This is a genomic window from Rosistilla carotiformis (assembly GCF_007753095.1).
Lineage (GTDB): Bacteria > Planctomycetota > Planctomycetia > Pirellulales > Pirellulaceae > Rosistilla > Rosistilla carotiformis.
Map to the genome: position 1 here is coordinate 2,157,272 of NZ_CP036348.1, position 25,125 is coordinate 2,182,396.

19 protein-coding genes are annotated in these 25,125 nt (G+C 58.1%); 13 read left to right on the forward strand and 6 right to left on the reverse strand.

The annotated features are described in order from the left end of the window. Positions 1 to 93 precede the first annotated feature (93 nt). Entirely contained in the window at positions 94 to 732 is a 639-nt protein-coding gene (locus Poly24_RS07995) for a hypothetical protein (protein WP_145093028.1), read from the forward strand. Positions 733 to 814: 82 nt separating this feature from the next. On the opposite strand, the gene Poly24_RS08000 is transcribed toward Poly24_RS07995, so the two are convergent. Beyond that, positions 815 to 1,558 carry a hypothetical protein gene (locus tag Poly24_RS08000; RefSeq protein ID WP_145093031.1) on the reverse strand — a complete coding sequence of 248 codons (744 nt, stop codon included), beginning with the start codon at positions 1,556 to 1,558 and terminating at the stop codon, positions 815 to 817. A 249-nt stretch (positions 1,559 to 1,807) separates the two neighbouring features. Further along, the gene (locus Poly24_RS08005; protein WP_145093036.1) at positions 1,808 to 3,751 is read right to left on the reverse strand and encodes a S1C family serine protease; all 1,944 of its coding nucleotides are present in this window, start codon (positions 3,749 to 3,751) and stop codon (positions 1,808 to 1,810) included. Between the two features lie 189 nt (positions 3,752 to 3,940). On the opposite strand from Poly24_RS08005, the gene Poly24_RS08010 reads away from it, so the two are divergent. The 3 genes from Poly24_RS08010 (at position 3,941) to Poly24_RS08020 (ending at position 10,622) form a co-directional block, all read left to right on the forward strand. After that, positions 3,941 to 7,384, forward strand: a complete 3,444-nt coding sequence (locus Poly24_RS08010) for a pyruvate carboxylase (protein WP_145093039.1) — start codon at positions 3,941 to 3,943, stop codon at positions 7,382 to 7,384. Positions 7,385 to 7,758: 374 nt separating this feature from the next. Further along, a complete protein-coding gene (locus Poly24_RS08015) occupies positions 7,759 to 8,325 on the forward strand; it encodes an ECF-type sigma factor (protein WP_145093043.1) in 567 nt (188 codons plus the stop codon). A gap of 68 nt (positions 8,326 to 8,393) precedes the next feature. Further along, a complete protein-coding gene (locus Poly24_RS08020) occupies positions 8,394 to 10,622 on the forward strand; it encodes a serine/threonine-protein kinase (protein ID WP_197452410.1) in 2,229 nt (742 codons plus the stop codon). Between the two features lie 206 nt (positions 10,623 to 10,828). On the opposite strand, the gene rsmH is transcribed toward Poly24_RS08020, so the two are convergent. Both rsmH and Poly24_RS08030 read right to left on the reverse strand, forming a co-directional pair. Beyond that, entirely contained in the window at positions 10,829 to 11,773 is a 945-nt protein-coding gene (gene rsmH, locus Poly24_RS08025) for a 16S rRNA (cytosine(1402)-N(4))-methyltransferase RsmH (protein ID WP_145093052.1), read from the reverse strand. Positions 11,774 to 12,583: 810 nt separating this feature from the next. Further along, positions 12,584 to 13,696: a glycosyltransferase gene (locus tag Poly24_RS08030; RefSeq protein ID WP_145093056.1), complete on the reverse strand. Its 1,113-nt coding sequence runs from the start codon at positions 13,694 to 13,696 to the stop codon at positions 12,584 to 12,586. A 319-nt stretch (positions 13,697 to 14,015) separates the two neighbouring features. On the opposite strand from Poly24_RS08030, the gene Poly24_RS08035 reads away from it, so the two are divergent. The 3 genes from Poly24_RS08035 (at position 14,016) to ettA (ending at position 16,722) form a co-directional block, all read left to right on the forward strand. Then, on the forward strand, positions 14,016 to 14,582 hold the full coding sequence (locus Poly24_RS08035) for an isochorismatase family protein (RefSeq protein ID WP_197452411.1): 567 nt from the start codon (positions 14,016 to 14,018) through the stop codon (positions 14,580 to 14,582). Between the two features lie 54 nt (positions 14,583 to 14,636). Further along, complete coding sequence (locus tag Poly24_RS08040) at positions 14,637 to 14,939, forward strand: polyhydroxyalkanoic acid system family protein (protein ID WP_145093063.1); 303 nt, start codon at positions 14,637 to 14,639, stop codon at positions 14,937 to 14,939. 112 nt (positions 14,940 to 15,051) lie between these two features. Further along, positions 15,052 to 16,722, forward strand: coding sequence for an energy-dependent translational throttle protein EttA (gene ettA, locus Poly24_RS08045; RefSeq protein WP_145093067.1), 1,671 nt, complete (start codon positions 15,052 to 15,054; stop codon positions 16,720 to 16,722). Here ettA and Poly24_RS08050 read toward each other — a convergent pair. After that, complete coding sequence (locus Poly24_RS08050) at positions 16,719 to 17,804, reverse strand: DUF1570 domain-containing protein (protein WP_145093070.1); 1,086 nt, start codon at positions 17,802 to 17,804, stop codon at positions 16,719 to 16,721. The two genes, ettA and Poly24_RS08050, sit on opposite strands and share 4 nt — an antisense overlap. A gap of 73 nt (positions 17,805 to 17,877) precedes the next feature. Between Poly24_RS08050 and Poly24_RS08055 the strand changes: the two genes are divergently transcribed. The 4 genes from Poly24_RS08055 (at position 17,878) to upp (ending at position 22,621) form a co-directional block, all read left to right on the forward strand. Beyond that, a complete protein-coding gene (locus tag Poly24_RS08055) occupies positions 17,878 to 19,374 on the forward strand; it encodes a hypothetical protein (RefSeq protein ID WP_145093075.1) in 1,497 nt (498 codons plus the stop codon). After that, positions 19,371 to 20,300, forward strand: coding sequence for a peptidylprolyl isomerase (locus Poly24_RS08060; RefSeq protein WP_145093078.1), 930 nt, complete (start codon positions 19,371 to 19,373; stop codon positions 20,298 to 20,300). The genes Poly24_RS08055 and Poly24_RS08060 overlap by 4 nt, the downstream gene beginning before the upstream one ends. Positions 20,301 to 20,459: 159 nt before the next feature. Continuing rightward, a complete protein-coding gene (gene zwf / locus Poly24_RS08065; RefSeq protein WP_145093081.1) occupies positions 20,460 to 21,908 on the forward strand; it encodes a glucose-6-phosphate dehydrogenase in 1,449 nt (482 codons plus the stop codon). 83 nt (positions 21,909 to 21,991) lie between these two features. Continuing rightward, a complete protein-coding gene (upp, locus tag Poly24_RS08070) occupies positions 21,992 to 22,621 on the forward strand; it encodes a uracil phosphoribosyltransferase (protein WP_145093084.1) in 630 nt (209 codons plus the stop codon). Between the two features lie 139 nt (positions 22,622 to 22,760). Here the strand turns inward: upp and Poly24_RS08075 are convergent, their stop codons facing one another. Beyond that, a complete protein-coding gene (locus Poly24_RS08075; RefSeq protein WP_145093087.1) occupies positions 22,761 to 23,009 on the reverse strand; it encodes a response regulator in 249 nt (82 codons plus the stop codon). Between the two features lie 345 nt (positions 23,010 to 23,354). Here Poly24_RS08075 and Poly24_RS08080 point away from each other — a divergent pair, with 345 nt between their 5' ends. Both Poly24_RS08080 and Poly24_RS08085 read left to right on the forward strand, forming a co-directional pair. Continuing rightward, positions 23,355 to 24,122, forward strand: a complete 768-nt coding sequence (locus Poly24_RS08080; protein ID WP_145093090.1) for a glucosamine-6-phosphate deaminase — start codon at positions 23,355 to 23,357, stop codon at positions 24,120 to 24,122. After that, positions 24,119 to 25,051: an N-acetylglucosamine-6-phosphate deacetylase gene (locus Poly24_RS08085; RefSeq protein ID WP_145093093.1), complete on the forward strand. Its 933-nt coding sequence runs from the start codon at positions 24,119 to 24,121 to the stop codon at positions 25,049 to 25,051. The genes Poly24_RS08080 and Poly24_RS08085 overlap by 4 nt, the downstream gene beginning before the upstream one ends. Positions 25,052 to 25,125: the final 74 nt, after the last annotated feature.

A 25,125-nucleotide genomic window follows, 5' to 3' on the forward strand; every position in this document is an offset into this window, starting at 1 on the left:
ATTGAATACCAAGCATCTCTGGCGGCAATTCGATTGCCGAAATCTTAGCGCACCTGAGCGCTCGCCCCTGGGATTCAGACAAACAATTAAATTATGACTTTCAACAAACAAACCGGTCTGGGATTGACCCTGTTGGCTTTGTCGATGGTTGTCGGTTGCGGCTCCAGCAGCACGCCGGTTGCCGAGAATGATGCTAGCAAGAGTCCAGCCACCGCGCCTGCTCCGAAAGCCGCCGTCGACATGACTCCGGCCGCCAACGTGGTCAGCCAATTCCTCGACGCCATGCGGCGTGGCGGTTCGGATACCGAATCGTTGAGCTTGGTGACAACCAAGGCGCGGGAAGAATTCCGTCGCACCGGATTGGTGATGCAACCGATCGGTTCGCCAGACGCCAAATTTGACGTCACACGCAGCGAAAGCGTTCCCGGACAATCGGATGCCGCGTTGGTCCATTCGAATTGGACCGAACCTTCCGCTTCGGGAGAACCCCAATCGTTTGAAGTCGTGTGGGCCGTTCAACAGGAAGCCGGCGCCTGGAAGATCTCCGGATTGGTGATCGGCCAAGCGACCGGAGACGCTCCAATCGTGGTCGATTTCGAAAACGGAAACGATCTGGCCGCGATGTTCCAACCGCAAGCGAGCCCCGCCGGCCAGCAAACCACTTTGCAAGCGACCGCTCCGGCAGCGGATTCAGGCGTGCCTTTGGATACCGAAGCTCCCGTGATCCGCTAGCACGCGGGCATTTCAAAATCGCCCGCAGATCCATTCTCTAGGACCGGCACGCTGCCGGTCGATCGATAACAAAGGGATCGCGTTAGTGCAACGCGATCGTTTGTTGCAGCGGACGCAGCACGTTTTCGATCAGATAGTCTTCGACAAGGCTGCGGCCTTTAGCGGCCAGACGGTCGTACTCTTCGACAAAACTCTCGCCGACGCTAAGGCTGTCGAATCGTCGCACCGTTAGATAGACACTCAACTGGTCTTCGGAAAAATCGTTCGTGCGGATCTGGTACGCGGTCGTGCGGGTCTCAAATCCGATCCGACACTGCGTGCGACATTGGTCGTCCAGGGAAAACTGGATCGACGGTTCGTGCGACAACAACGCCGCACCGGGCACTTCGAGCGCTTTCTCAAACGCTGGAAGCACGCCCAACGCTTCAGCCAGCAATTCGTTTTGGTTGCCGCGGAAGGTGAAGTCGAACCCGAACATGACGCTCAACGATTCGCATTCCAGCGGACTGATGGAAAGCGCGTACGGAGCGATCTCAAGGATCGAACGATGTTGCGCCACGACGTCGTCCAGCTTTTTGGGGTTCACCGAACCGCAACTGACCCGCCGCGGTTCAACCGACGCCCAATTGTATTGTCCCGCGTCCTTCTCCTCTTCGAGAACGAATTCGTTTTTCTCGCGAGCATAGAAATTTTGCATCGATTGGTAGCGACGCTGGATCTGTTCGAAAAAGTGCATCACCGACTCGCGCTCACGCGGCATGTCCAGTTCGGTGGACAGATGCATGTTCATGTAGTAGTCGTCGCTGAAGGCGTCGTACCCACTCATTCAGGTCTCCTCTCACGGTGATGATGCGAAAAGTGGCAGGATCGAGAGACCTCGACGGCACACGCTTTGCATGCTCGATGCCTCTAGCAATTGTTAATGCCCTGGGGGCCACTGTATAGGCCATTGACGCCAAGAGCCTTGAATTGTCAAACAAGAATTGCCTGCAAAACCTGCAAAACAGACGTTTTCGTCTTTCTCCGCGGGCGGACCCCTTCTTTAGAAAGCTGCCTCGTGGCTTGGACACATCGCTCACAAAGGCGTAGGGAATCGCTGCTGGACCGCTTGAAACAACCGCTGAACCGTTGCGGCCGACAATGCGAGCGACCCGGTTCGTTGCGAGCGGGCGATGTTGATCCCCACCGCCTTGCCATCGAGATCGATCAACGGGCCGCCACATTCTTCGGGTAACAGCACGCTATCGTGCGTAAAAGCAAACGGAAATCCGTCGCGTCGTTCGCTTAAACGTCCCGACATCGCCGCATCATCCTGCGATTTCGGGTCAATCCGATGCCCCAACCGAACCGCGATCATTTGTTCCTCCCCCTCGCGCACCACGCGCAACGCGATCACATCCCCACCAACAAAACGTCGCACTTCGGTCGAGAGCGCGGCGAAAGTGGGTACCTTGACATCGTTGACCGCCACGATGACGTCGCCGGGACGGAGATCCGAACCGGCCGCACCACTCCCTTGAACGATCGATTCGACATACGCATCGGTCCGTGTTGGGGAACCGCCGACCCCCATGAATCCAGGGGACGATCGGATCTCGCGGGCGGGCACGCTGACCACTCCGGCCGACAGCGGCGTTCGTCCGCGACTGGTGCTGATCACCCAGTGTCCGACCTGCGGCGAGGTGTCACCGCTCCACTGAACCGACGCCAGATCGGTCGCTTCGATCTTCAACCAAGCCAGGTCGTACTGCCTGTCAACTTGAACCAGTTTGGCGCCATAGCGTTTGCTATCGAACAGATGACAGACGATTCGTGGCGGTTCGTCCGCCGCGCCGCGGCGGCCGGCTTCGACCTCGCTGGCTTTGGTCACGATCCAACCGTCGCTGCCCACGATCGTCCCAGTCGAAACCTGTTGGCCATCGACCAACACATCCACCGTCCATCGGCTGGCGTCTTCGGTGACATTACGCAGTACGTTTAATGCCGCCATCCCACGCGTGAAATAGTAATCGCTGAGCGTTTCCAGTTCGCCGGGCGAACGGAACAGGATTCGGCCGGGGCGATCGAGTTGCACGTTCCTGCGTTTGGAAAGATCCAGTCCGATCCGCGCTCGCAGTTCGCTGATTTCTTGAGGTTGTTCGACATCGAAATCGAAGGTTTTCCCCAGCCGTTGATAGGCGTCACGACGCGGTCCGTCGGGCAGTTCGGCGAGCGTCAGTTGTCCGTCTTGATCGAAATCGAATTGCGCCAAAAAACTGCTGGCCGGACCGAGCGCCGAAACCTGACTCTGCTTCAACCGATCCCAGGTCCGTTGATAGGTCACAATGGGAACATGCAGGTTGCCCGTGGCATCGTCGTAGATCCGGCTGTGCACCCCGATCACATAGCCTCGTAGATCCACCAAGGGACCGCCCGAATCGCCAGGTTCGATCGGGCAATCGCTTCGCAAGCGGTAACCATTGACCGAAATCACTCGCCCCAGTCGCAGCGGTGCGGGACGATTGCGATCGTATCCGCCAGGGTGCCCGGTAGCCAAACACCAATCGCCCGGACGCGTGACCACGCTGGGATCCGCCATCGGCAGGAAGGGCCACGGTCCCGAACCATCGATCTTAATCAGCGCACCGTCGACGTCGGTGTTTTGCCCAAGCGTTGTCCCTTTCACCGTGCGACCGTCCGATAGAGTCAACCGCACCGAACGTCCGGGGGCACCGCTGACGTGCGCGGCGGTCAACACAAAACCATCGCGGCTGACGATCACTCCGCTGGCATAAGCGTCGCCCAAGCGAACGCCGACGGTCGCCGCAATCGCTTTACGCGCGACCGGTTGCAGGACCGTTTCGAGTTCGCGAAAGTCGTCGATCCGCATGAGAAATTCTTTCTCGATCGACGGGAGGTTCGCTTCCGCTTCGAGCGCGGCAAGCGTATCGAGTTCCGGAGGGGCTTGGCACAGCGACGGGTTTGCCGCCACGGCTGCCAAAAAAATCACGCTCAGAGTGCATCGCAAGTGATTCATCATAGTAGGCCCATTCTAAATTGCCGCGGTGGGAATCCCAAGAGCGCCGCGGCAGGTTGGTGTTGTTCGAAGGCAAATTTATTGACGCGGACCTCCCCGTCGCGGCGAAGGCTCACTATAAAAAAGGCTCTCTTAAGGCGGTCCCCCACCGACCACCAATAGTATTGCTCCCCCAAATCCAGCGAATCCCCAATGCGTCCAATCCGAAAATTGCTTGCCGCCAACCGCAGCGAAATCGCCACCCGCGTCTTTCGTAGTGCCCACGAATTGGGAATTCGCACCGTCGCCATCTATTCTTACGAAGATCGCTACGCGCTCCATCGCTTCAAGGCTGATGAAGCTTACCAGATCGGCAAGCAGGGCGAGCCGATTCGTTCGTATTTGGATATTCCGGCGATCGTGCAGATCTGTTTGACGCACGGCATCGACGCGGTCCACCCCGGATATGGCTTCCTTTCGGAGCGCGCCGATTTTGCGAAGGCCTTGGAAGATGCTGGCATCACGTTTGTGGGCCCCAGCGTGCATTCGCTGGAAATGCTTGGGGATAAGGTTGCCGCCCGCAAAATCGCTCAACAGGTTGGCGTTCCCGTGCTCGGCGGCACCAACGAAGCTTTGCGCGACCTCGACGACGCCCTGGAACAAGCTGCCAAGGTGGGGTATCCGGTGATGTTAAAAGCATCCAAGGGAGGCGGCGGACGCGGGATGCGCATCGTCCGCGGCGAACAGGAACTGGCCGCCAGTTTCGAGCAAGCCCAACGCGAATCGTTGACCGCCTTTGGCAGCGACGAAGTCTTTGTCGAACGCTTCGTCGAACGCGCGCGGCACATCGAAGTGCAACTGTTAGGGGATCAGCACGGAAATCTATTGCATCTCTACGAACGAGATTGCAGCGTCCAGCGGCGGCATCAAAAGGTTGTCGAACTGGCTCCCGCCCCCAACCTTGCTCCCGAAACCCGCCAAGCGTTGTGCGACGCGGCGTTGGCGATCGGAAATCAGGTCGGCTATGAAAACGCGGGTACCGTCGAATTCCTATTGGATGTCGACACGGGCGACTTCTTCTTCATCGAAGTCAATCCGCGGATCCAAGTCGAGCACACGGTGACCGAAGAGGTGACGGGGATCGATCTTGTTAAATCGCAGATCATGGTTGCCAGCGGGCTCCCGTTGACCGATCCCGAATTGGCACTGCCCCCGCAGGAGGAACTGAAAACGATCGGCTTTGCGATGCAATGCCGTGTGACCACCGAAGATCCGGAGAACCAATTCCTGCCCGATTATGGACGCATCACCCACTACCGCTCCGCCGGTGGTTTGGGGATTCGCTTGGATGCCGGCAGCGCGTTCAGTGGCGCTGTCGTGAATCCGTTTTACGATTCGATGCTGGTCAAGGTCTCCGCACGCGGTCGCACTCTGGCCGAATCGGCGTCGCGGATGGAACGCTGTTTACAGGAGTTCCGGATCCGTGGTGTGAAGACGAACATTCCGTTTCTGACCCGATTGATCAAAAACGAAAAGTTCCTGTCGGGCAACGCAACGACGCGACTGATCGACACAACCCCCGATTTGTTTCAACTGCCGCGCCGCCGCGACCGAGCCACCAAGCTGCTAAAGTTCCTAGGTGAAACGATTGTCAACGGCAACCCACTGGTTTTGGATCGGCCCGTGGCAACGCGGCGTGCACCGGCCCCGGTTCCCGAGCTACCGGTTGCGGCCAAGCCGCCCGAGGGTTCCCGCGATGTGTTTTTGAAAAGTGGAGTCTCCGGGCTGGTCGATTGGATCAATAATCAATCCAGCTTGCTGTTGACCGACACCACGATGCGCGATGCGCATCAATCGCTGTTGGCAACTCGTGTCCGCAGCTTTGACATGCTGCAGATCGCACCGGCCTATTCGCACCTGGCTTCGCAATTGTTCTCGCTGGAGATGTGGGGTGGGGCAACGTTCGACACGTCGATGCGGTTCCTGAACGAATGCCCCTGGAACCGCTTGGTCGATCTGCGGGCGGCGGTCCCCAATATCTTGTTCCAAATGTTGTTGCGAGCTTCCAACGCCGTGGGCTACACGAACTACCCCGACAACGTCGTGCGATTGTTCGTCAAAGAAGCTGCCGCCGCGGGGATGGATGTCTTCCGTGTTTTCGACGCATTGAATTGGGTGCCGAACATGCGCGTGGCGATGGACGCGGTGATCGATGCTGGGGGAATCTGCGAGGCGTCGATCTGTTACACCGGCGACATCCAGAACCCCAAGCGAACGAAGTATTCGTTGAACTACTACGTCGACCTAGCCAAGGAACTGGAAAAGCTGGGGGCGCATCTGCTGGCGATCAAGGATATGGCGGGTTTGTTGAAGCCACAGGCCGCGCGGACGCTGGTCAAAGCGCTTCGTGAGAACGTGGGAATTCCGATTCACTTCCACACGCACGATACCGGCGGGATCCAGGGGGCTTCAATTTTGGCGGCCGCCGATGAGGGACTGCAGATCGCCGACGCCGCGTTGGCGCCGCTGTCGGGGGGAACGTCACAGGTGAATCTGAACACGCTGGTCGAAGCGTTTCGAAACACGCCGCGAGAAAGCTCCCTTTCGACCGAAGCGTTGACGTCGTTGGCCACCTACTGGCAGGCGGCGCGCGAATTTTACACGCCTTTCGAAAGCTTGGTGCTACCGGCGACCGGCGATCTCTACGAACATGAGATGCCCGGCGGGCAATACACCAACCTCTTTCAACAGGCCCGCGCCTTGGGACTCAGCGATCGATGGGCTGAAGTCTGCAAAACTTATGCCGCGTGCAACACATTGTTAGGGGATATCGTCAAGGTTACTCCCACTTCCAAAGCCGTTGGCGATCTGGCGCTATTCATGGTCGCCAATGAATTGACCGCCGCGGATGTGTTGCAATCGGACAAACCGATCGCTTTCCCGGCGTCCGTCGTCGATCTGGTTGGTGGCCGGATGGGGCAACCGCCGGGTGGCTTCCCGCAGCGGATGATCGATGTGGTGCTACAGGGAGAAACTCAGGTGACCGGCCGCCCCGGCGAATCGATGCCCCCGGCGGACGTTGCGGCTGCCAAGGCGGAGGCCGAATCACTGGTCGGCAGCGATGCCGATCGCTACGCCGCGTCGATGCTGCTGTACCCCAAGGTGTTTAGCGATTATGCGAAGTATCGCGACGAGTATGGAAATGTCAGCAATATCCCGACTCCAAATTTCTTTTATGGGCAACAACCCGGTGAAGAGATCGCTGTCGATATCGAGCCTGGCAAGCGTTTGATCGTGAAATATTTGGCTACCGGCCAACCGCATCCCGATGGGCACCGCACGGTCTTCTTTGAACTCAACGGCCAACCCCGAGAGATCGAAGTGATCGACAAGGCGTTGGAACCGGAGAACGCCAAAGCGGTCAAAGCCGACCCCAGCGATTCGGCTCAAATAGCGGCGAACATGCCGGGGATGGTGGTCAGTGTCGCCGTTGCCGAGGGGGACAAGGTTCAAGCGGGACAGAAACTGTTGGTGCTGGAAGCGATGAAAATGGAAACGACGATTTCCGCCCCCCATAAAGGTTTGGTTAAGAAGCTGGTGGTGAAGCCGGGGAGTCAGGTCGACACCGGCGATCTAGTGGTTATCTTGGACAGTTAAAACGACTGGATATCCGCAGGGGGCGTCGACCGACACCACCTTGATGGTGCGGTTTTTTTGGATTGTGACGCCTATACGGGTGATAGCAGCCCCCGCTGGCAGGCGGGGCAGGACAATTAAATACTGGATATTCCGTGGACAAGTGTGGTGTCGTTAGACGTTATTGTCCTTGCGACCGGTTTGGCCGCCCCGATTTGGCAACTTTTGATCGCTTTGTTAGTTCGCAATAGTGAAATTATTCCATTTCGGGTAGAATAGGTGGAGTTTACAAAGGTATGGATTGTTGGTTGTGGCGTTCACAATCGCGGCTTCTCGGTTTGCGAGTTCGCAGATAAAACACTTGGGTTCGAAAAAGACAGTCTCCCCGAGAACAGATGGAAAATGCAACCGACCAGCTTCTGAAGTCACAGCGTGCCAAGGGGAACCCTAAGGCAGAGGGGCTATTCACGCTCGTCTACGACGATTTAATTCGTTTGGCGGGCAGTTACCTGCGTGACGAACCCGACCGCGACAAGCTGAGTGCCACGTCGTTGGTGCACGAAGCCTATTTCCGGATGATCGATCAGAGTCGCGTGGATTGGGCCGGCAAGACGCATTTCTTTGCGATTGGTGCACGGGTGATGCGGCGAATCCTTGTCGATCATGCGCGACGTGTCCATGCTCAAAAACGAGGTGGCGAATGGTCACGGATCGAACTGGATGACGTTTCGACATTTTCAATGGAACGCGATGCCGACGTCTTGGCGTTGGATGACCTGCTGGAAACCTTGGCCGGGCTGGATCCCACGCAAGCCCGGATCGTCGAGATGCGTTTTTTCGGCGGGATGACGATGAAAGAAATTGCCGGCGCGTTGCAAATGGGACTTCGCACGGTCGAGAAAGAGTGGGCGATGGCCCGCGCTTGGCTTAGGAACACGCTCGATGAGGACGCACGCGAATGACGCCGGAGCGCTACGCACGCGTCAAAGAGATTTTTCTTGCTGTAGAAAGCGTGCCCCTCGATAGCCAAATGGCTCAACTCGATTCGCTCTGTGGCGAGGATACGGCACTTCGCAGCGACGTGCTGGACTTGTTAAAGCACCACGACTCCGAAGCGGCCACGCGGGAAGGGCAGACGGCGTTTCATCCGCAATCCTCGCAAACGATTGTCAACGATGCAGCGGTGCTGGCGCGGATGCGTCCCAATAAACCGTCGGTCACCAGTTGGGTGAAATCACGTTTACACCGCTCGCCACGCCCTGCGATCTTTCTTCTGACATGCCTCGTCTCCCTGTTTGTCGCGTGGTTGATCGACCGCGGTGTCCGCCGCTACTCGATCGATTTTGAACGAGCCGCATTGCGTTCCAACGTCAAATCGGCAACCGCAGGAGTCCAGCAGTGGGCGACGCAGCTGAAGACCGATGGCAAGCTTTGGGGGCGCGATCCCGATCTCGTAAACATCGCCCAAGACTATTCCGAATTGGGGCCTTCTCCGACACGAGATCAGCTATTAGACAGTCCACTTCCCGACCGGCTGCGCGATCGCGCTGCCACGTTATTCGGCGACGAAGTGCAATACGCGCTGTGGAACCCCCAGGGGGTAACCTTGGCTAGTTCGCAGGCGGACCGTGGCGATATTGGCAAACACATGCCTCCCGAGTCGATGATCGAACTGGGCCGCGCCCTCAATGGAACGGTTCAGATCCAATTCCCAACGGCGACTTCCGCCGGCACGTCGGACAGCGATTCCGAGTCGTCGGCACGGATGTGGATCTCGTTTCCGATCGACGCCTCGGGGGCCAGCCCCAAGGCGGTGCTTCGCGTGCGCGATCCGAATTGGTTGCGGTACTTCCAGGCGTTTTTTGAAAAACAAAACGTCGGCACGTCAGCGGACACGTTTTGTATCGATCGCAACGCAAACATGCTGATGCGATCGCGGTACCAGAACCGCTGGGCCGAACTGGGGATCATCGACACATCCGACGGGTCCAATCGATTTGTCCGTGTGGTCGATCCGGGGGGCAATCTGGCCAATGGATACCATTCCGAACGACCGCGTCAAATGTTGCCACTAACCGAAGCGGCGGCTCGGGTGACCGTTGGCGAAGATGGTTCGAATATCGAAGGCTATCGCGACATTCACGGCGAATGGGTGGTTGGAGCCTGGCGTTGGATTCCCGAACTGGAGCTCGGGATCATCAGCGAAATGGCGTTCGGCGATGCCTACGCGTTTTCGCGGAAGATGCGGTATGGTCTTGCCGCGATGCTGCTGCTGCCATTGGGCCTGACGGCGCTGCCATGGTTTGGCATCGGCTTATTTGGCCCCCGCCAATTTTCGACCGATTCGAAAATGCAACAGGTCGGAGCCTATGAGTTACTCGAGAAGATTGGCGAAGGGGGAATGGGGTATGTCTATCGTGCGCGGCACTCGCTGCTGAAGCGCGCCAGCGCCGTCAAGATCTTAAGGCCCGACCGCTTGACCATGGTGGACGTTGGGCGATTTGATCGCGAAGTTAAACTGGCGGCCCAGTTGACCAGCCCCCACACGATCCGGATCCTCGATTACGGTCGCACCGACGACGGTTTGATCTACTTTGCGATGGAGTATCTCGATGGTTTGACCCTCAGCACGGTCATCCTCCGCAGCGGTTCGTTGCCCACCAGCCGGGTGTTGCATTTTTTGATCCAGCTGTGCAAATCGATCGAAGAGGCGCACACTGCGGGGCTGATCCATCGCGACATCAAGCCCGAAAACATCATCATCACGCGGCGGGGAAACGAACCCGATTGGCTCATCCTGTTCGATTTCGGTTTGGCAAAATCGGTTGCCCCCAACAGTAGAGAATTCCGCACGCGGGAGACGATCTGGGCCGGAACGCCGATGTTCATGTCTCCTGAGCGCGTTCGCACTCCCGCCGCCGTCGACCCACGAATGGATGTCTACGCAATTGGCGCGGTCGGCTACTTCATGTTGACCGGCCGGCCACCGTTCACGACAGCAAATCCCGAGATGATTTTTGAGCAGGTCTTGGGCGTGATGCCGCTGCCGCCAAGTCAAGCCGGTGCAACCATTTCGGTTCCGGCGTTGGATGCGATCGTCATGCGATGTCTTGCCAAGTCGCCCGACGATCGCCCCGACAACGCCGCTCAGCTTCGCGCTCGGCTGGAAGAACTCGCCGCCAAGCACCCCTGGACAGCAGAGGAAGCGAATGCCTGGTGGCGTGCGAATTCGCAGCCCAAATCTTCGTCTGCCAACTAGCCGGTGCGCCAAATTTCCGCTCTCCCGCTATCTGCAAATCGGTGCCTTCACCTCCATCGCGACACAGAGTTCGGGAGTGACGATTGGCTCGCTGGCTATGCGGAACAGAGAACCATCGAGGCGACCAACCGGCGGTAGGCGATAGTGCCCCCCCCTTGCTGCCAACGGAAACTGCAACCGACCGCCCCCCGGAAAAGACCGCAGAACTAATCTTGGCTTCCACCTTTTTTAACCGCGACCCGCAGCTTCGCGCTACGGGCCCTCGGGTTTTCGGCGTTCTCGCGATCGGAAGCCAGAAGGGGCTTGCGAGTCAGGATCTCGAGATCATCCGCTTCGCGAAATGCGTATTTAACAATCCGGTCTTCGAGTGAATGGAAGCTAATCACGGCGAGCCGCCCGCCCGGTCGGAGGCAGCCCGGCAGGTCTTCCAACGCCTGTTTAACGATCCGCAACTCATGATTGACAGCGATCCGCAATGCTTGAAAAGTGCGAGTGGCCGGATCGATTCGATGGTTCTTGCTGCGAGGGACGCAGCTGCGGACGAGCGTTGCCAATTCATCCGCGGTGGTCACGGCGCGGCGTTCTTTGCGGCGTTCGACAATCCGCCGGGCGATCCGCCGGCTGCAACGCTCTTCACCAAACTGATAGATCAGGTCGGCAATCTCTTTCTCGGGCAAACGCAACAACAAATCGCGAGCTGCTTCGCCGCTGGTCGGGTCGAAGCGAAGGTCCAGGTCGCCGCTGGTTTGGTAACTGAAGCCGCGCGCAGGATCGTTCAATTGATCGCTCGATAAACCTAGATCCAACAGGATCCCGTCGACCCCATCGAGGCCCCGTTCTTGTAGCACTTGCGGGATGCGATGGTAGCTGTCGTTGATCAGTTCGATTTGCGGCAACGGTGTTCCCGCGATTTCGGGGCCGGGCAACGCGTCACGCCACTGGGCCCCGTATTGATGAATCGCATGGGGATCGCGATCCATCCCGATCAGCATGCCGCCAGGCGAGATCCGCGGCACGATCAATCGGGCGTGCCCACCGCCGCCAAAAGTACCGTCGATGATCGTTTTGCCGGGGGCGAGGTCCAGGCCTTCGATGACTTCCGACGGGAGAACCGGCACGTGCATGCTGGTGGAGGAATCGGAATCAGTCATGAGCAATCAAAGGGCTGCGAAAACGTGGAAAGAAGGCGTCGAATCATCTCAGGGATGATATCCCATCGAGCGAGCTAGGGGGACGCGAACGAGGGTGAGGAAGCAAAGTCCGCAAGAAAAGCGATGAAAGCAAGCCTGACCGGGGCACGTCCATGTGCCCGGAAGGTCAAGACTTGCACGGTGGACAACCGAAGTTGTTCACCGCGCGGTCGCGACTGTACACATCCTGTCTACAGTCCATGGACTCTTTCTTCAATATTTCAGACGTTGGCGATTCTGCGAATCGCCAATTGCCTGACGCATCGTGCCGTCAGCCAGTGGCCGTTGGCTGACCGCGTGTCCGAATCCATGCAAGGCGTTCCTCGCGGAAGGAGGATCGTGGTGCGGATTGGCACCCCATGGACCCGAATTCGGCTCGACATCACATCGATTTATTCGTGCCTTCTAAGGCGTCATCCGCTATTTGTTCCGTTTTTTGTCGGGCTTCATCGCGATTCCACGTCAAAGCCTTCGCCCACCGCCAATCTTTGGGGTGTGCGTCGCCCAACAGCATAATCTCTGATGTCTTGCCTGACAGGGTCATGTGCGCATCTTGCAATCGATTTCGTCCCTTCAATGCGAGCGTAAGACAGGTTCCGTGAAGGTCTTACGTCGCGATACGTGACCACCACAGAATACCGATCCCCGTCCCGCGGTCAACCAAATCCTAGTAGAAAACACCGCGACCGAAGGCGTGCTAGCAAACTTAGGTCATTACCTGACAAGCACTTCCGGACGCGGAATTTTTTCCCAGCCCCGATCCGACACCGCTTAGGGATTCGCAGCGAGGCTTTCGTAAAGTTCCCGATAACGATCGACCATGGCGGAAACCGAGAACAACGAGTCCGCCCTAACCTTATTGCTGCCAACAACTTCCGACCGAAGTTCCGATTCGGCCAGCAGCGCCGAGAGCTTGCGACAGAGCGCATCGGTATCACCAAAAGAAACGATTTGTGGTTCGATCATTTCCCCTAGCAGCTCGCGAACCCCCTCTGCATCGCTGGCAACCACGGGAAGATTCGCCGCCATCGATTCCATTACGACGTTCGGCATCCCCTCGTAGCGACTAGGCAGCACCAACACCTTGGCAGCGACCATCAACGGGGCGATCTCTGCCTGCAACGGCATTAAGGCCGTGCGTCCTGCCGGCAGCTTCGCCAACTCGGATTCCACCATCGCTTGCCACGGCCCGGATCCGACGATCACCAACGCAGCTCGGGGATTTTCAGACAGCAGTCTCGGGGCGGCTTCCATCAGCCAATCCGTACCCTTCTGGGGGTGCAGACGCCCCACATACAAAATGACATCGGCCTCCGTCGCGATGCCCAGCGTTCCCCAGTCGATCGGTGCGGCTTGTGAAAACCGGCTGCCATCGACGCCGTTGGGGATCGTCAGCAGGGCGGTCTGGGGGCTGGCCAAGTGCTGTCTCGCAAAATCTTCCACGGCTTGGCTGACGCAGACGATCGCCTGCATCCGCCGCGTTGCGAGCCGTTCCAGCCACAAACGGGCTCGGTTAGGCTGCGCGACCCGCACACCACCGACGCGCAAAGCAATCCCCGCACGCGCTGCGGTCCAGATGCCGAGAACATTGGCATGGAATAAGAACGTCTGGACCAGATCGGGGCGATCCTCGGCAAATAGCCGTCGCAGCCGCAGGATCGCTTGTGGAAACGCCCATACCGAACGGCAGCCGAGCGAGCGAACTTCGACCTGGGCAGCTCGCAGACGTCGCAACAGCTGATCCTGAGGCGGCGAATCGGCCAACACATCCAGCGAGATCACTCGCACTTGGGCTCCCCGCTCAGCCAGCCCGATCGCCAGTTCGGTTAACTGACGTTCGGCGCCGCCAATAAACAATTCGGTAATCACCAGATCGATCCGCATCCCTCCCCCTTCTTCAATTCAGTTCGATGGATTCACTGGAGCAGCGATCGGTAAGGGAAAGGACCTGCGATTCATAAGTGTCTTGAGCTTAGTAGCAATCGATTCGCGGAGCAATCAAGCGCATGACACGGATCGATCCGCGGCGGCATTCCACTAGGACAGCCTTCGACAGCGCGTCGGGCGGCCCGCCTCGTGGATCGATCGACGGGGACCATCGATTGGCACGGCCGTTAAATGTCGGGCAGCTTGGAAGAAAATGAGCCGCACGGTAGGATGGTTCCAACGACCCGCAAATCCGTGCCCGCATTTAATGAGTCCGATGGATCCTACCTTTCGAAGCAGCCGCTTGATCGACCGCACGGGGAGCGGATTGCTAGTCGTCGACCTGCAGACCAAGCTGTTGCCGGGGATCGATGGGAGTCCTCAAATCATCGCCAACACCGATCGGTTGTGCCGTGCGGCGGAATTGCTCAGCGTGCCGCGGACGGCGACGGTCCAGTATCCGCAAGGACTTGGTCCACTGGCATCGCCCCTCGCCGAACGGTTCCCAACGCCCGACGAAAAGCTTGCATTCAGTGGCGCGGGTTGCGAATCGATTGCTCAGCTTACCGCCGCGCACGGCTTGTCCCAATGGATTGTTGTCGGAATCGAGACCCATATCTGCGTTTTGCAAACGACGTTAGATTTGTTGGCGCGGCAAATCGATGTCTTCGTTGTTGCCGATGCCGTTGGGGCTCGCGGCGCTCGCGATCATCAGATCGCACTGGATCGAATGCAATCCGAAGGGGCAACGCTTGTGACAACCGAAAGCGTTTTATTCGAGTGGTGCCAGACCGCTGCCGATCCCAACTTCAAACAGATCAGTGCCATCGTTCGCGAGGGCTAGCCGACCGGTTCGCAGTGGCGAAACCCAAAATATCTCATTCAGGATTTAAAGCAGATGCCGAAAGTGAACTCCCAAGTCACCAATACCCTGGGCAAAGAAAAAGCCAAGGAGAAGTTGGACTACATGGCCGAACGCATGGAGCGCGATTATGGCGACAAGGTCAAGAACATGCAGCGGGTCTGGGAAGAAGACACGCTGACCATTTCGTTCGAAGCGATGGGGTTCAAGATCAAATCGCTGCTGTCGGTCAGCGAAGACGTTGTCGATGTCGAAAGCCAACTGCCACTGGCAGCGATGCCGTTCAAGGGGATGGTGCAGACACGGATGGTCGACACGTTGCAGAAGATGCTCAGCTAGTCGATCGCCGCCGACCGGATCGGCAAGCGTCCCGCAGTTGGCGGGACGCATCATCTATTAGATTGAATCATAAACAGATCGGGCTCTGCCCAGCGAACTTGAAGCGAAGAGAATGGGAAAACACCACATCTACCAAGTCGAAGACTTAACCAAAAAGCACGGCCAGAAGGTTGTCTTGGAGAACATTTGGCTGGCCTTCTATCCCGGTGCCAAGATCGGCGTTTTGGGCCCCAACGGTGCGGGCAAAAGTACGCTGTTGAAGATCATGGCCGGCCAGGATACCGAATTTGAAGGTGTCGCCCGGCTCGCATCGGGCTACACCGCTGGGTATCTGTCGCAAGAACCGCATCTGGATCCAACCAAGACTGTCGCCGAAAACGTGGCCGTCGCGGTAGCTGAACGCCAAGCGGTCTTGGATCGCTACACCGAGATCGGCACCCTGTTGGGCGAGGTCGAAGATCCCGACCAAATGCAGAAGTTGTGCGACGAGATGGCCGATCTGCAGGATAAGATCGACGCCGGCAACCTGTGGGAACTCGAACGCCAAGTCGAAATGTCGATGCAGGTGATGAATCTGCCGCCGGGCGATGCCGACGTGACCAAGCTGTCCGGTGGTGAACGCCGCCGCGTCGCGATGTGCCAGCTGTTGATCCGCCAACCCGATCTGCTGCTGTTGGACGAACCGACCAACCACTTGGACGCCGAATCGGTGCAATGGTTGGAAGAACACCTGGCCAAATATCCCGGCACCGTCGTCGCGGTCACTCACGATCGCTACTTCTTGGACAACGTTGCCCAGTGGATTTTGGAAATCGATCGCGGCAAGGGCTTCCCATTCGAAGGCAACTACACCGCTTGGTTGCAGGCGAAAGAGAAGCGAATGGAAGGCGAAAGCCGCAAGCAACAGGCGCGGCAACGCACCTTGGCTCGCGAGCTGGAATGGATTCGGATGAGTCCCAAGGCGCGACAGTCCAAGAGCAAAGCGCGTATCGCGGCCTACGACAAGATGGTTGCCGAGGAGTTCCAAGAGCGTCCCGACGAATTGGAAATCCAGATCCCGCCCGGAAAGCACTTGGGCGAACTGGTGATCGAAGCGAAGAACATCAACAAGGCTTTCGGCGACAAGGTGTTGATGAAGGACCTTTCGTTCAACCTTCCCGCCGGTGGTATCGTGGGCGTGATCGGCCCCAATGGTGTCGGCAAGACGACGCTGTTCCGAATGTTGACCGGTCAGGATACGCCCGACAGCGGCGAATTCCGCGTCGGTCCGACAGTCGATCTCGGCTATGTCGACCAGAGTCGCGATTCGTTGAACGACGACGCAACGGTCTACCAAGAGATCAGCGGAGGGCACGACACGATCGACCTGGGGGGGCGGACGGTGAATTCGCGCAGCTACGTCACACGGTTCAATTTCAAAGGCCCTGACCAGGAGAAGAAGGTTGGCAAGTTGTCCGGTGGTGAACGCAACCGCGTTCACTTGGCCAAACTGCTGCGTCGCGGCGTCAATGTATTGATGTTGGATGAACCGACAAACGATCTGGACGTCGATACCTTGCGTGCGTTGGAAGAAGCGATCCAGAACTTTGCCGGCTGCGTCGTTGTGACGTCGCACGATCGTTGGTTCTTGGACCGCCTAGCGACGCACATCCTAGCGTTCGAAGGGGACGGATACGCGCACTGGTGCGAAGGCAACTTCGAGACCTATGAAGCGCAACGCCGTGAACGGATGGGTGAATCCGACGACGGACGCAAAACCCGTTACAAGAGCATCCACGCTTAGCGGACGTCACCGAGAAACTGCTGGATTTGTGAAGCGAGCATTGGTATCGAGATGCCAATCGCTCGCTCGAAATCGCTCCGCCGCTCCTCCGCCGGGTAGGTGATAAAGGGGAGACGCGAACTGTAATGGGTCACCAATTGACGCATCACATCGGGGCGTCGATCGGCTAGAAAAAAGGTCATCGCCCAAGCGACGGAGTAGGCCGATTCGGCATCGTTAGCAAACGTTCGGTCGTCTTGAACCAAATCGTCGATCGCGGCGGCCAGCGATTGCGAATCGGGATACCGTTTGCGGAGACTGATCAGCAGCTCTCGATTGACGCGTTCTTGTAACGTTCGATTGCTCGCCGAATCGTGAATCCCCTCGGCTTCGAACATCGTCCCAAAGCCTTCGATAATCCAATGCGGCTGTTTCGCCACGCGGGAATGAATGCCCCAATTGAACGCCGATTGATGGGCCGCTTCGTGGCGCATCGTCGCCGAAACGCCACCGGACGTCGCGCCGTGATCGTACAGCGCGACGCGATTGCTGTTTCGCGAGTAGTAGCCCAGCACATTGCCTCCCACGGGACGATTCCCATCGGATTGAGCGTACCGCAAAAAGCTGGCGCGGTCGGGAAACACGATCGCGACCATCGGAAACCGCGACTTGCGCAGCGGTAGGGTGCGCGTGCGGCAGTGCTGCAAGAACGCCCGGTGCAAGCTCTCGAAGACCTCCGGCCAATGCCCACCCTGTGTCGGATGCACCACAAGATAGTGTGATGTCGCGGTGACCTGGTATCGGTCGCCGAATTCACGATACAGCTGACTCCGCATTTCCGCTTGGCTGGCGGGGTCGAAGCGGGTATCAGCGACCCGCACCTGCGACGCATCGGCCGGATCAAAATCGAACAATCGGCCATCGCGTTGCAGCACGACAGCGCGACCAGAAGTCCACAGCAACGACATCCCTTGTACCGCTTCACCTTGCAGGTTCAATCCCAGCATGGGATCGCGGTCGCTGGCCGAAAGCCTCGCTCGGCCCGAGGAACACGATAGCGCAAACGCCAAGAAAATCAAAACGGTGCGATGAGAAGCTGGCATATCCGAAGCAAAATAGGTTCGAGATTTGTGACCGGAAACGAGCGACGTGTTACGATGAAAGGCCCCCTTGGCGGTGACTTGCCTCGCAGATGAACCCTACGCCATCGGAACCCTTGGGGACCGACTGGCCACGCCCAACGTGGGCCGATCGCTTCAAGTTACGATTCTCTCGTTTAAGCCAGTGCCGATCATGACGATTACAACGCCCCGCCCCGATGATGCGTCGGGCTCCGTGATTTCGAAGCGGCTTGCGACGCTCCTGCTGCTGGCGGTGTTCGGGGCTGAGGCCGCCCTCGCCCAGCAGCCGACCGACCCTGCGGCCAGCGAACGCGATCGCGCCGTGAAAGTCGAACGCTTGATCGCAGCGCTCGATGCGCGAACACTCTCCGAACGGCAAGCCGCCGAACGCGAATTGATCGATCTGGGGCTCGACATCCTGGGGCTGTTGCCACGGGAAAACGATCTCCCCACGGCCGAGATGCGCCAGCGGTTGCGGCGGATTCGCAGCCAGTTGGAACAGCTAGAATCGACGACCTCCATCGATGCAACGCCCATCACCATCCGCGACGCGCGGACCCTTGGCGACGCGCTGGGCCAGATCACTCGACAGACGAAGGTTCAGTTTTCCGGAGCGATCAATGCATCGCTGCCGGTCAAGATCCACGCCGTCAAGATTCCTTTCTGGAACGCTGTCGATGAAGTCCTCGACGCCGCCGACTTGGATATCGATCGCTTTGGCGGTGTCGAACAATCCTTGAAATTGGTCCCTCGCAGTCCCGATCGCCCCCGCCGCAGCGACACCGCCGCGTACAGCGGCGTCTTTCGAATCGAACCGATCAGCGTCACCGCGCGACGCGATTTGCATAACCCGCGGCTCAGCGGACTCGACCTGATGATCGACATCTCGTGGGAACTGCGGCTGACGCCGATCGGACTCTCCCTGCCGTTGAAAGAGTTTGGGGCGAAGCTGGACAATGGCGATGTGTTGCAGCTGCAAGCGTCGGCCGAGACGGCTGAAGCGATGCCCAACGCGGGGATTCCGTCGACGCAGACATCGATTCCGTTTCAATTGCCCGCCGGACGCCCTGCAAAGATCGATACGCTTTCGGGAACGATCGACGCGCTGCTGCCGGGCAAGATCAAACACTTTGATTTCGATCTGGGCAGCGACACCTTCCCGTCCAAAGATGCCGGCGATGTGACCGTCACATTGGAAAGTGTTCGCGGCAACGGTTCGCTGCACGAGCTGCGGGTGAACGTGAAATTCAAACAGGCCGATCGTGCGCTTGAATCGCATCGTGGTTGGGTCTTCGATAATCCCGCTTACGTGACCGCAGCGAATACCGATCCCGCAGAAACCCCCGACGATGGATCCGATAAACCGGCCCAGCCGACCCGGATCGAAAACTTGGGATACGAGATCTATCGCCAAACGTCCGACGAAATCGGGATCGGATATCTGTTCGATCTGGAGAGCCAGCCGGCTCGCTTTCAATTCCATTATGAAACCCCTTCGTCGATCGTCCGCAGCGAAGTTCGTTTCACCTTGCACGACATCCTGCTGCCATGATCCATCGCCGCTCACGTTGGTTGCCGATCCTCCTAGCCTGCCTTTGGACGTTGCCCGCGTCGGGCCAAAGCCAATCGGAGGCGGACGCGATCGCCTGGATTGGCGAAGCCCCAGTCCTTTCCAGTGAGATCGATTTACTGATCCATCGACGTGGCTTGACGGCCACCGATCTGGAAGCTAATCCTTCGCTGCGCTCGGCGATCGCCCATGTCTTGGTCCGACGTCACTTGGCACTTGCGGCGTTGCGAGATCAGTCGGGCAAAGCGGGCGCGGCGATCATCGACCAAGCAATTCAAGCGTGGCAGCAGCAGGTGCTGGCCACTGGCACGACGCTTGAGCAAGCTGCAGCCCAGCAGCATACCGACGTCGCCGCGCTGCAGTCCGAAGTCGCTTGGTTGAGTCTGTGGAACGATCTCCTGCGCGTTCGCTTGAACGATGCCAATCTGCAGCGGTTCTTTGAGACGCGATCCTATCTTTATAACGGCACCCAGGTCGACATCTCGCAGATCTTCATCAGCGATCCGGAGCAGCTGGAGACTTTGGAAAAGATCGCCGATCGGATTCGTAGCGACGCGATCTCTTTTGCCGATGCAGCAGCGGAGCATTCGCAAGCCGGAAGCGCCGCCGATGACGGACACATCGGTTGGATTGGGGCCGATGGCGATTTACCAGCTGTCGTTGCCGAAGCGGCGCTGGCGGCAGAGCCCAGCACGTTGTTGCCGATCATTCGATCGGGACTTGGGCTGCACCTGGTTTACGTCCACGCAAAGCGGACGACAGGCCAGCGCTTTGCCGATTTGACCGACCAGCGGCGCCTGCGTCGCGACGCGGCCGATTTCTTGTTTGAACATCTGGTGGCGCGCGGACAAACATTGCGCGACGTCCGTTGGCGGGATGACCGTTTGCAGCGTCGGCCAGGGCGTTGAGTCCACCGCCAGCTGCCTGTGGCGGCGTGATCTCGCGACTCATCTGTGGCGCGTGGAAACAACCGCGCTGCACCACTCGTAATGCCCGCCCAGGCCGCTACACTTATTTATCCACGTAGAAACGAATCCGTTGGACGAGCGATGGTGAGAGACAACGACATGGCCAGTACGATCGTAATCTTTGGTGCCTCGGGCGACTTGACCAGTCGCAAATTGATTCCCGCGTTATTTCGCTTGTTCCAGAAGAAACGATTGCCCGAGGGAACTCGAATCGTCGGCGTTTCGCGGAGCGACTTCAGCGACGATCAGTGGCGCAACCAGCTCGGCGAAACGACTGAAAAATTCCTCCCCGCCAGTTTTACTGCCGAGGATTGGAAGCAGTTCTGCCAGCATGTTTATTATCGTCCCGGCGATATCACCAAAGCCGATGATTTCGTCGCGTTGGGCGATTACCTCAACGAGTTGGAAGGTACGGCGTGCGACCGCGTCTATTATCTATCCACCTCGCCACGGCTTTATGAATCGGCGATCACTTTGATGGGCCAAGCGGGCTTGGCGGACGAGGCCACTGGCACGCGGCGGGTGATTATCGAGAAGCCGTTTGGCACCGACCTGGCATCGGCAGAGGCCTTGAACTGCTCGATTCACAAATCGTTCAACGAACACCAGATCTATCGAATCGACCACTATCTGGGGAAAGAAACCGTTCAGAATTTGTTCGCGCTGCGGTTTGCCAACACGATTTTTGAACCGCTGTGGAACCGCAACTACATCGACCACGTGCAGATCACGGTGGCCGAAGAAGTGGTGATCGGCCGGCGGGCAGGCTACTACGACACGTCGGGTATTTTGCGCGACATGTTTCAGAATCACTTGCTGCAATTGATGATGATCACCGCCATGGAGGCGCCCGCGCGATACGACGCCAACTTGGTTCGCGATGAAAAAGTCAAAGTGCTGCACAGCGTGCGTCCCATGTCCGGGGCCGATTTCGCCAAGAATACGCTTCGCGGACAGTACCAAGGGTACTTACAAGAGGACGGGGTGCCCGCGGGCAGCCAAACCGCGACGTTCGCTGCGTTGAAGTTGTATATCGACAACTGGCGTTGGAAGGGCGTGCCGTTTTACTTGCGCAGCGGCAAAGCGATGTCCTGCCGAACGACTCAGATCGTGATCCAGTTCCGTTCGCCTCCCCATCTGTTGTTCCCGTCGGGTAAGACGCGGACGCCCGAAGCGAACCAGTTGGTGATTCAGGTGCAGCCGGCCGAAGGGTTGCAGCTGTACTTCCAGTCGAAGGTTCCCGATACCGAAATGAAGACCCGCACCAGCCACTTCGACTTCCTGTTCCAGGAAGCAGGCCCCGGGGGAATGCCCGATGCCTACCAACGCTTACTGATGGATGCGGTCAACGGCGACGCAAGCCTGTTCGCGCGCAGCGACGAGGTTGAATTGGCGTGGAGCATCATCGATCCGATCATCAACGCGTGGGGAAGCGCTGCGGCGCCCGACCTGCACGTTTACGAGCCCGGCCTGTGGGGACCGACCGAGTCGACCGAATGGATGCAGGGTCAAAAACGCAGTTGGTTTGATGTCTGCCCGGTAATCTAAACCGGTACGATCAAAAACGCCGAGAGGCCGTTCACGAGGATCGGCCGCGGCTTCTTCCACAACTTAGGACGAGGACTAGGCCGATGGGTCGATTGAGTCAGTTGAGCCATCCTCTGGTGGCTCATCATTTGGCCACGATGCGGGACGAAAAAACGAGCCCCGCCGAATTCCGAGCAACCGTCAATCGGTTGGCGATGTTGTTGGGTGTCTACGCCACCGCCGATCTGCCGACAGAACCAATCACGGTGAAGACGCCGTTGGCCGATTGCCCTTCGCAAAAGTTGTCCGTTCGCGTGGGGCTGGTCCCGATTCTGCGAGCGGGCCTTGGGTTGGTCGAACCGCTGCACCAATTGATTCCCGATGCCGAGGTCTGGCATTTGGGGATGTATCGCAATGAAGAGACGGCCGAACCGGTCTCCTATTACGACAAATTGCCCAAACGCGGCGCGGTCGATGTGGGATTGGTCTTGGACCCGATGCTGGCCACCGGCGGATCGATCCGCAGCGCTGTCGAGCGGCTGATCCGCTGGGGCGTTCCGGACATTCGCGTCTTAAGCGTGATCGCCGCCCAGCCAGGATTGGACCGCGTGCAGGCCGAATTCCCCAACGTCTCGATCTTCGTCTGCGCTGTCGATCCATCGCTGAATGAGCGGCAGTTTATTGTTCCCGGCTTGGGGGACGCGGGTGACCGGATTTTTAATACCTTGGAATGAAATCTGAAGGCGGCAGTGTGGGCGGTCTGTCCGGCGGTATTTCTGGATACCGTGGATTCAATCAACGTTATCGAAGAACGATCAAGACATAAAAAAACCCGATGCATGCATCGGGCAAATTGGTGGTAGCAAGAGGGGATTAGTTCGCGGTAAGATTAGCATCCGCGTTGTTGCTTGCTGTCAACAAATGATCAGCGCGTTGGAGCACTTCTTCCACACGCGCAAGCAACGCACTGTCGTCATCCAAGATCGACTGTGTCGCTGTCGGGTCTGCTGCGGTAAATTCCGCGAGACAATGTTGGCAGGCGATTTCACGCCCAAGTAGCTCGACGCCGATTTCCAATTTGCGACCGCAAGTTGGACAAGGCTGTACAAAACGATGAGTCATATTGGCATCTCCATTACCCAGTCCTAATCTGAGTGATCCGAACGAGACCAGCAGTGTACCTGATCGAGCGTTACAAAACAAGTTTTCCAAATCACACCGTTCCCACTCATCGCCCATTTGCGGCAACTTAGCCTACCTTAACGCCGCGATGCGGCAATTAACCTTACCTTAATCTCGCGAAGTGATGCCAAGCTTAGCTTACTATCGTGCGGTTAAGCAATGGATATTTAGCGGTTTACGGCGTTCACCGTGACTATCCCCCTCGAAATCCGATCGCGACGTGCGATCACGATTGCTTGACTCTTTTTTTTAAAATCCCCTTAATTCCCACCTGGAGCTACCAAAATGGACCTTGTAATTGCCGCAAATGCCGACTTAATGGGGCGTGAAGCCGCACGAATCGCCGCTGCGGACCTTGTCGCCGCAATTAAAAATTCGGGCCAAGCGCGACTGTTGGTCGCTACCGGCGCCTCGCAGTTCACCGTTTTGGAGCACTTGGTCCAGCACGACGAGATCGATTGGTCGGTCGTCGATGGCTTCCATTTGGACGAATACGAAGGGATCTCTCCCGATCATCCTGCATCGTTCTGCAAATACTTGAAAGAGCGATTTGTCGACCGCGTCGGCCTTCGCAGCTTCCGTTTCCTGCGGGGCGACCAAGATATCGAAGCGACCGTCAGCGAAGCGGCGGCGGCGGTTTCGGCGGCCCCGATCGATGTCGCGATGGTTGGCATCGGCGAAAACGCTCACTTGGCGTTCAACGATCCACCCGCTGATTTCGAAACCAACGATCCCTACCTGATCGTCGACCTCGATGAAGCTTGCCGGATGCAACAGGTTGGCGAGGGCTGGTTCGATTCGCTCGAATCGGTTCCCAAGCGCGCGATCAGCATGTCGGTCAACCAGATCCTGAAATCGAAGCGGATCGTTTGCAGCGTTCCGGATGAACGGAAGGCCAAGGCGGTTCAGGGATCGTTTGAAGGGGAGGTCTGCCCCAAGACGCCTGCATCGATCTTGCAACGCCATCCTCAAACGACCCTGCTGGTCGACGAACCGGCCGCTTCGCTGCTGTCGGCCGAATCACAGGCTCAAGCCCAGAAGGTTCAGGCATGACCGATAGCGAATCGCTACCGAAATTTTTCGACCTGCAAGTCAACGGTTTTTTCGGCGCCGATTTCAACGATGAAACGTTGACCGAATCGCTACTGGAAGCGGCCGTTGAACGGTTGCAGCAGGACAACGTGACGGGAATCTTGGCGACTGTAATCACCGATTCCAACGAAGCGATGTTGGCACGGGTGCGACGAATCGTGGCGCTCCGCAAACTGTCGGCGGCAACGGCGGCGATGATTCCGGGGCTGCACATCGAAGGCCCTTTCATCAGTCCGGTGCCCGGCTATATCGGAGCCCATCCGGCGGCGCACGCGCGGCAGACTGATCAGCGGTTCATGGAAGAACTATTGGCTGCCGGCGAAGGGCTGATCCGTCTGGTCACGCTTGCACCGGAACAAGACCCAGGTGGCAAGCTGACGCGTTGGTTGGTCGATCGGAATGTGGTTGTCGCCGCGGGGCATTGCGATCCCAGTGTGGAGCAATTGGCCACGACGATCGACCAGGGTTTGAGTATGTTTACGCATCTTGGCAACGGTTGCCCGCAACAGATGCATCGGCACGATAATATCATCCAACGCGTGTTGTCGATGTCCGATCGGTTGATCGTTTGCATGATCGCTGACGGGTTTCATGTCCCGTTGGTGGCGTTGAAGAACTACATCCGCTGCATCCCCCCGGAGAATCTCGTCTTCACGACCGACTGCATCGCAGCAGCCGGTCTAGGAGCGGGTGTGTATATGCTTGCCGGGCAACGGATCCGCGTCGAAGCGGGGATGCCGCCAACCTCCGCCGACGGATCGCACTTCGTCGGTTCGGCGGCTCAGATGCCCGATATGTATCGGCGTCTGCGCGATGAGTTGGGGATCAGCCAGCAGCAGTTGGAGTATTCGATGTTCGAACTGCCACGCCGAGCGACAGGCTGTGCGTAGCCGTTCGCTTTGGTGCTGGAGTCGAGCCTTTAGGCGAACGCCGCGCAACCTCGGTCGCCTAAAGGCTCGACTCC

Coding starts and splice junctions, on each gene's coding strand:
- Poly24_RS08005 (WP_145093036.1), bottom strand. CDS start 3,751: ATGATGAATCACTTGCGATGCACTCTGAGCGTGATTTTTTTGGCAGCC.
- Poly24_RS08010 (WP_145093039.1), top strand. CDS start 3,941: ATGCGTCCAATCCGAAAATTGCTTGCCGCCAACCGCAGCGAAATCGCC.
- Poly24_RS08015 (WP_145093043.1), top strand. CDS start 7,759: ATGGAAAATGCAACCGACCAGCTTCTGAAGTCACAGCGTGCCAAGGGG.
- Poly24_RS08040 (WP_145093063.1), top strand. CDS start 14,637: ATGCCGAAAGTGAACTCCCAAGTCACCAATACCCTGGGCAAAGAAAAA.
- ettA (WP_145093067.1), top strand. CDS start 15,052: ATGGGAAAACACCACATCTACCAAGTCGAAGACTTAACCAAAAAGCAC.
- Poly24_RS07995 (WP_145093028.1), top strand. CDS start 94: ATGACTTTCAACAAACAAACCGGTCTGGGATTGACCCTGTTGGCTTTG.
- Poly24_RS08050 (WP_145093070.1), bottom strand. CDS start 17,804: ATGCCAGCTTCTCATCGCACCGTTTTGATTTTCTTGGCGTTTGCGCTA.
- Poly24_RS08030 (WP_145093056.1), bottom strand. CDS start 13,696: ATGCGGATCGATCTGGTGATTACCGAATTGTTTATTGGCGGCGCCGAA.
- rsmH (WP_145093052.1), bottom strand. CDS start 11,773: ATGACTGATTCCGATTCCTCCACCAGCATGCACGTGCCGGTTCTCCCG.
- Poly24_RS08035 (WP_197452411.1), top strand. CDS start 14,016: ATGGATCCTACCTTTCGAAGCAGCCGCTTGATCGACCGCACGGGGAGC.
- Poly24_RS08020 (WP_197452410.1), top strand. CDS start 8,394: ATGGCTCAACTCGATTCGCTCTGTGGCGAGGATACGGCACTTCGCAGC.
- upp (WP_145093084.1), top strand. CDS start 21,992: ATGGGTCGATTGAGTCAGTTGAGCCATCCTCTGGTGGCTCATCATTTG.
- zwf (WP_145093081.1), top strand. CDS start 20,460: ATGGCCAGTACGATCGTAATCTTTGGTGCCTCGGGCGACTTGACCAGT.
- Poly24_RS08075 (WP_145093087.1), bottom strand. CDS start 23,009: ATGACTCATCGTTTTGTACAGCCTTGTCCAACTTGCGGTCGCAAATTG.
- Poly24_RS08060 (WP_145093078.1), top strand. CDS start 19,371: ATGATCCATCGCCGCTCACGTTGGTTGCCGATCCTCCTAGCCTGCCTT.
- Poly24_RS08085 (WP_145093093.1), top strand. CDS start 24,119: ATGACCGATAGCGAATCGCTACCGAAATTTTTCGACCTGCAAGTCAAC.
- Poly24_RS08080 (WP_145093090.1), top strand. CDS start 23,355: ATGGACCTTGTAATTGCCGCAAATGCCGACTTAATGGGGCGTGAAGCC.
- Poly24_RS08000 (WP_145093031.1), bottom strand. CDS start 1,558: ATGAGTGGGTACGACGCCTTCAGCGACGACTACTACATGAACATGCAT.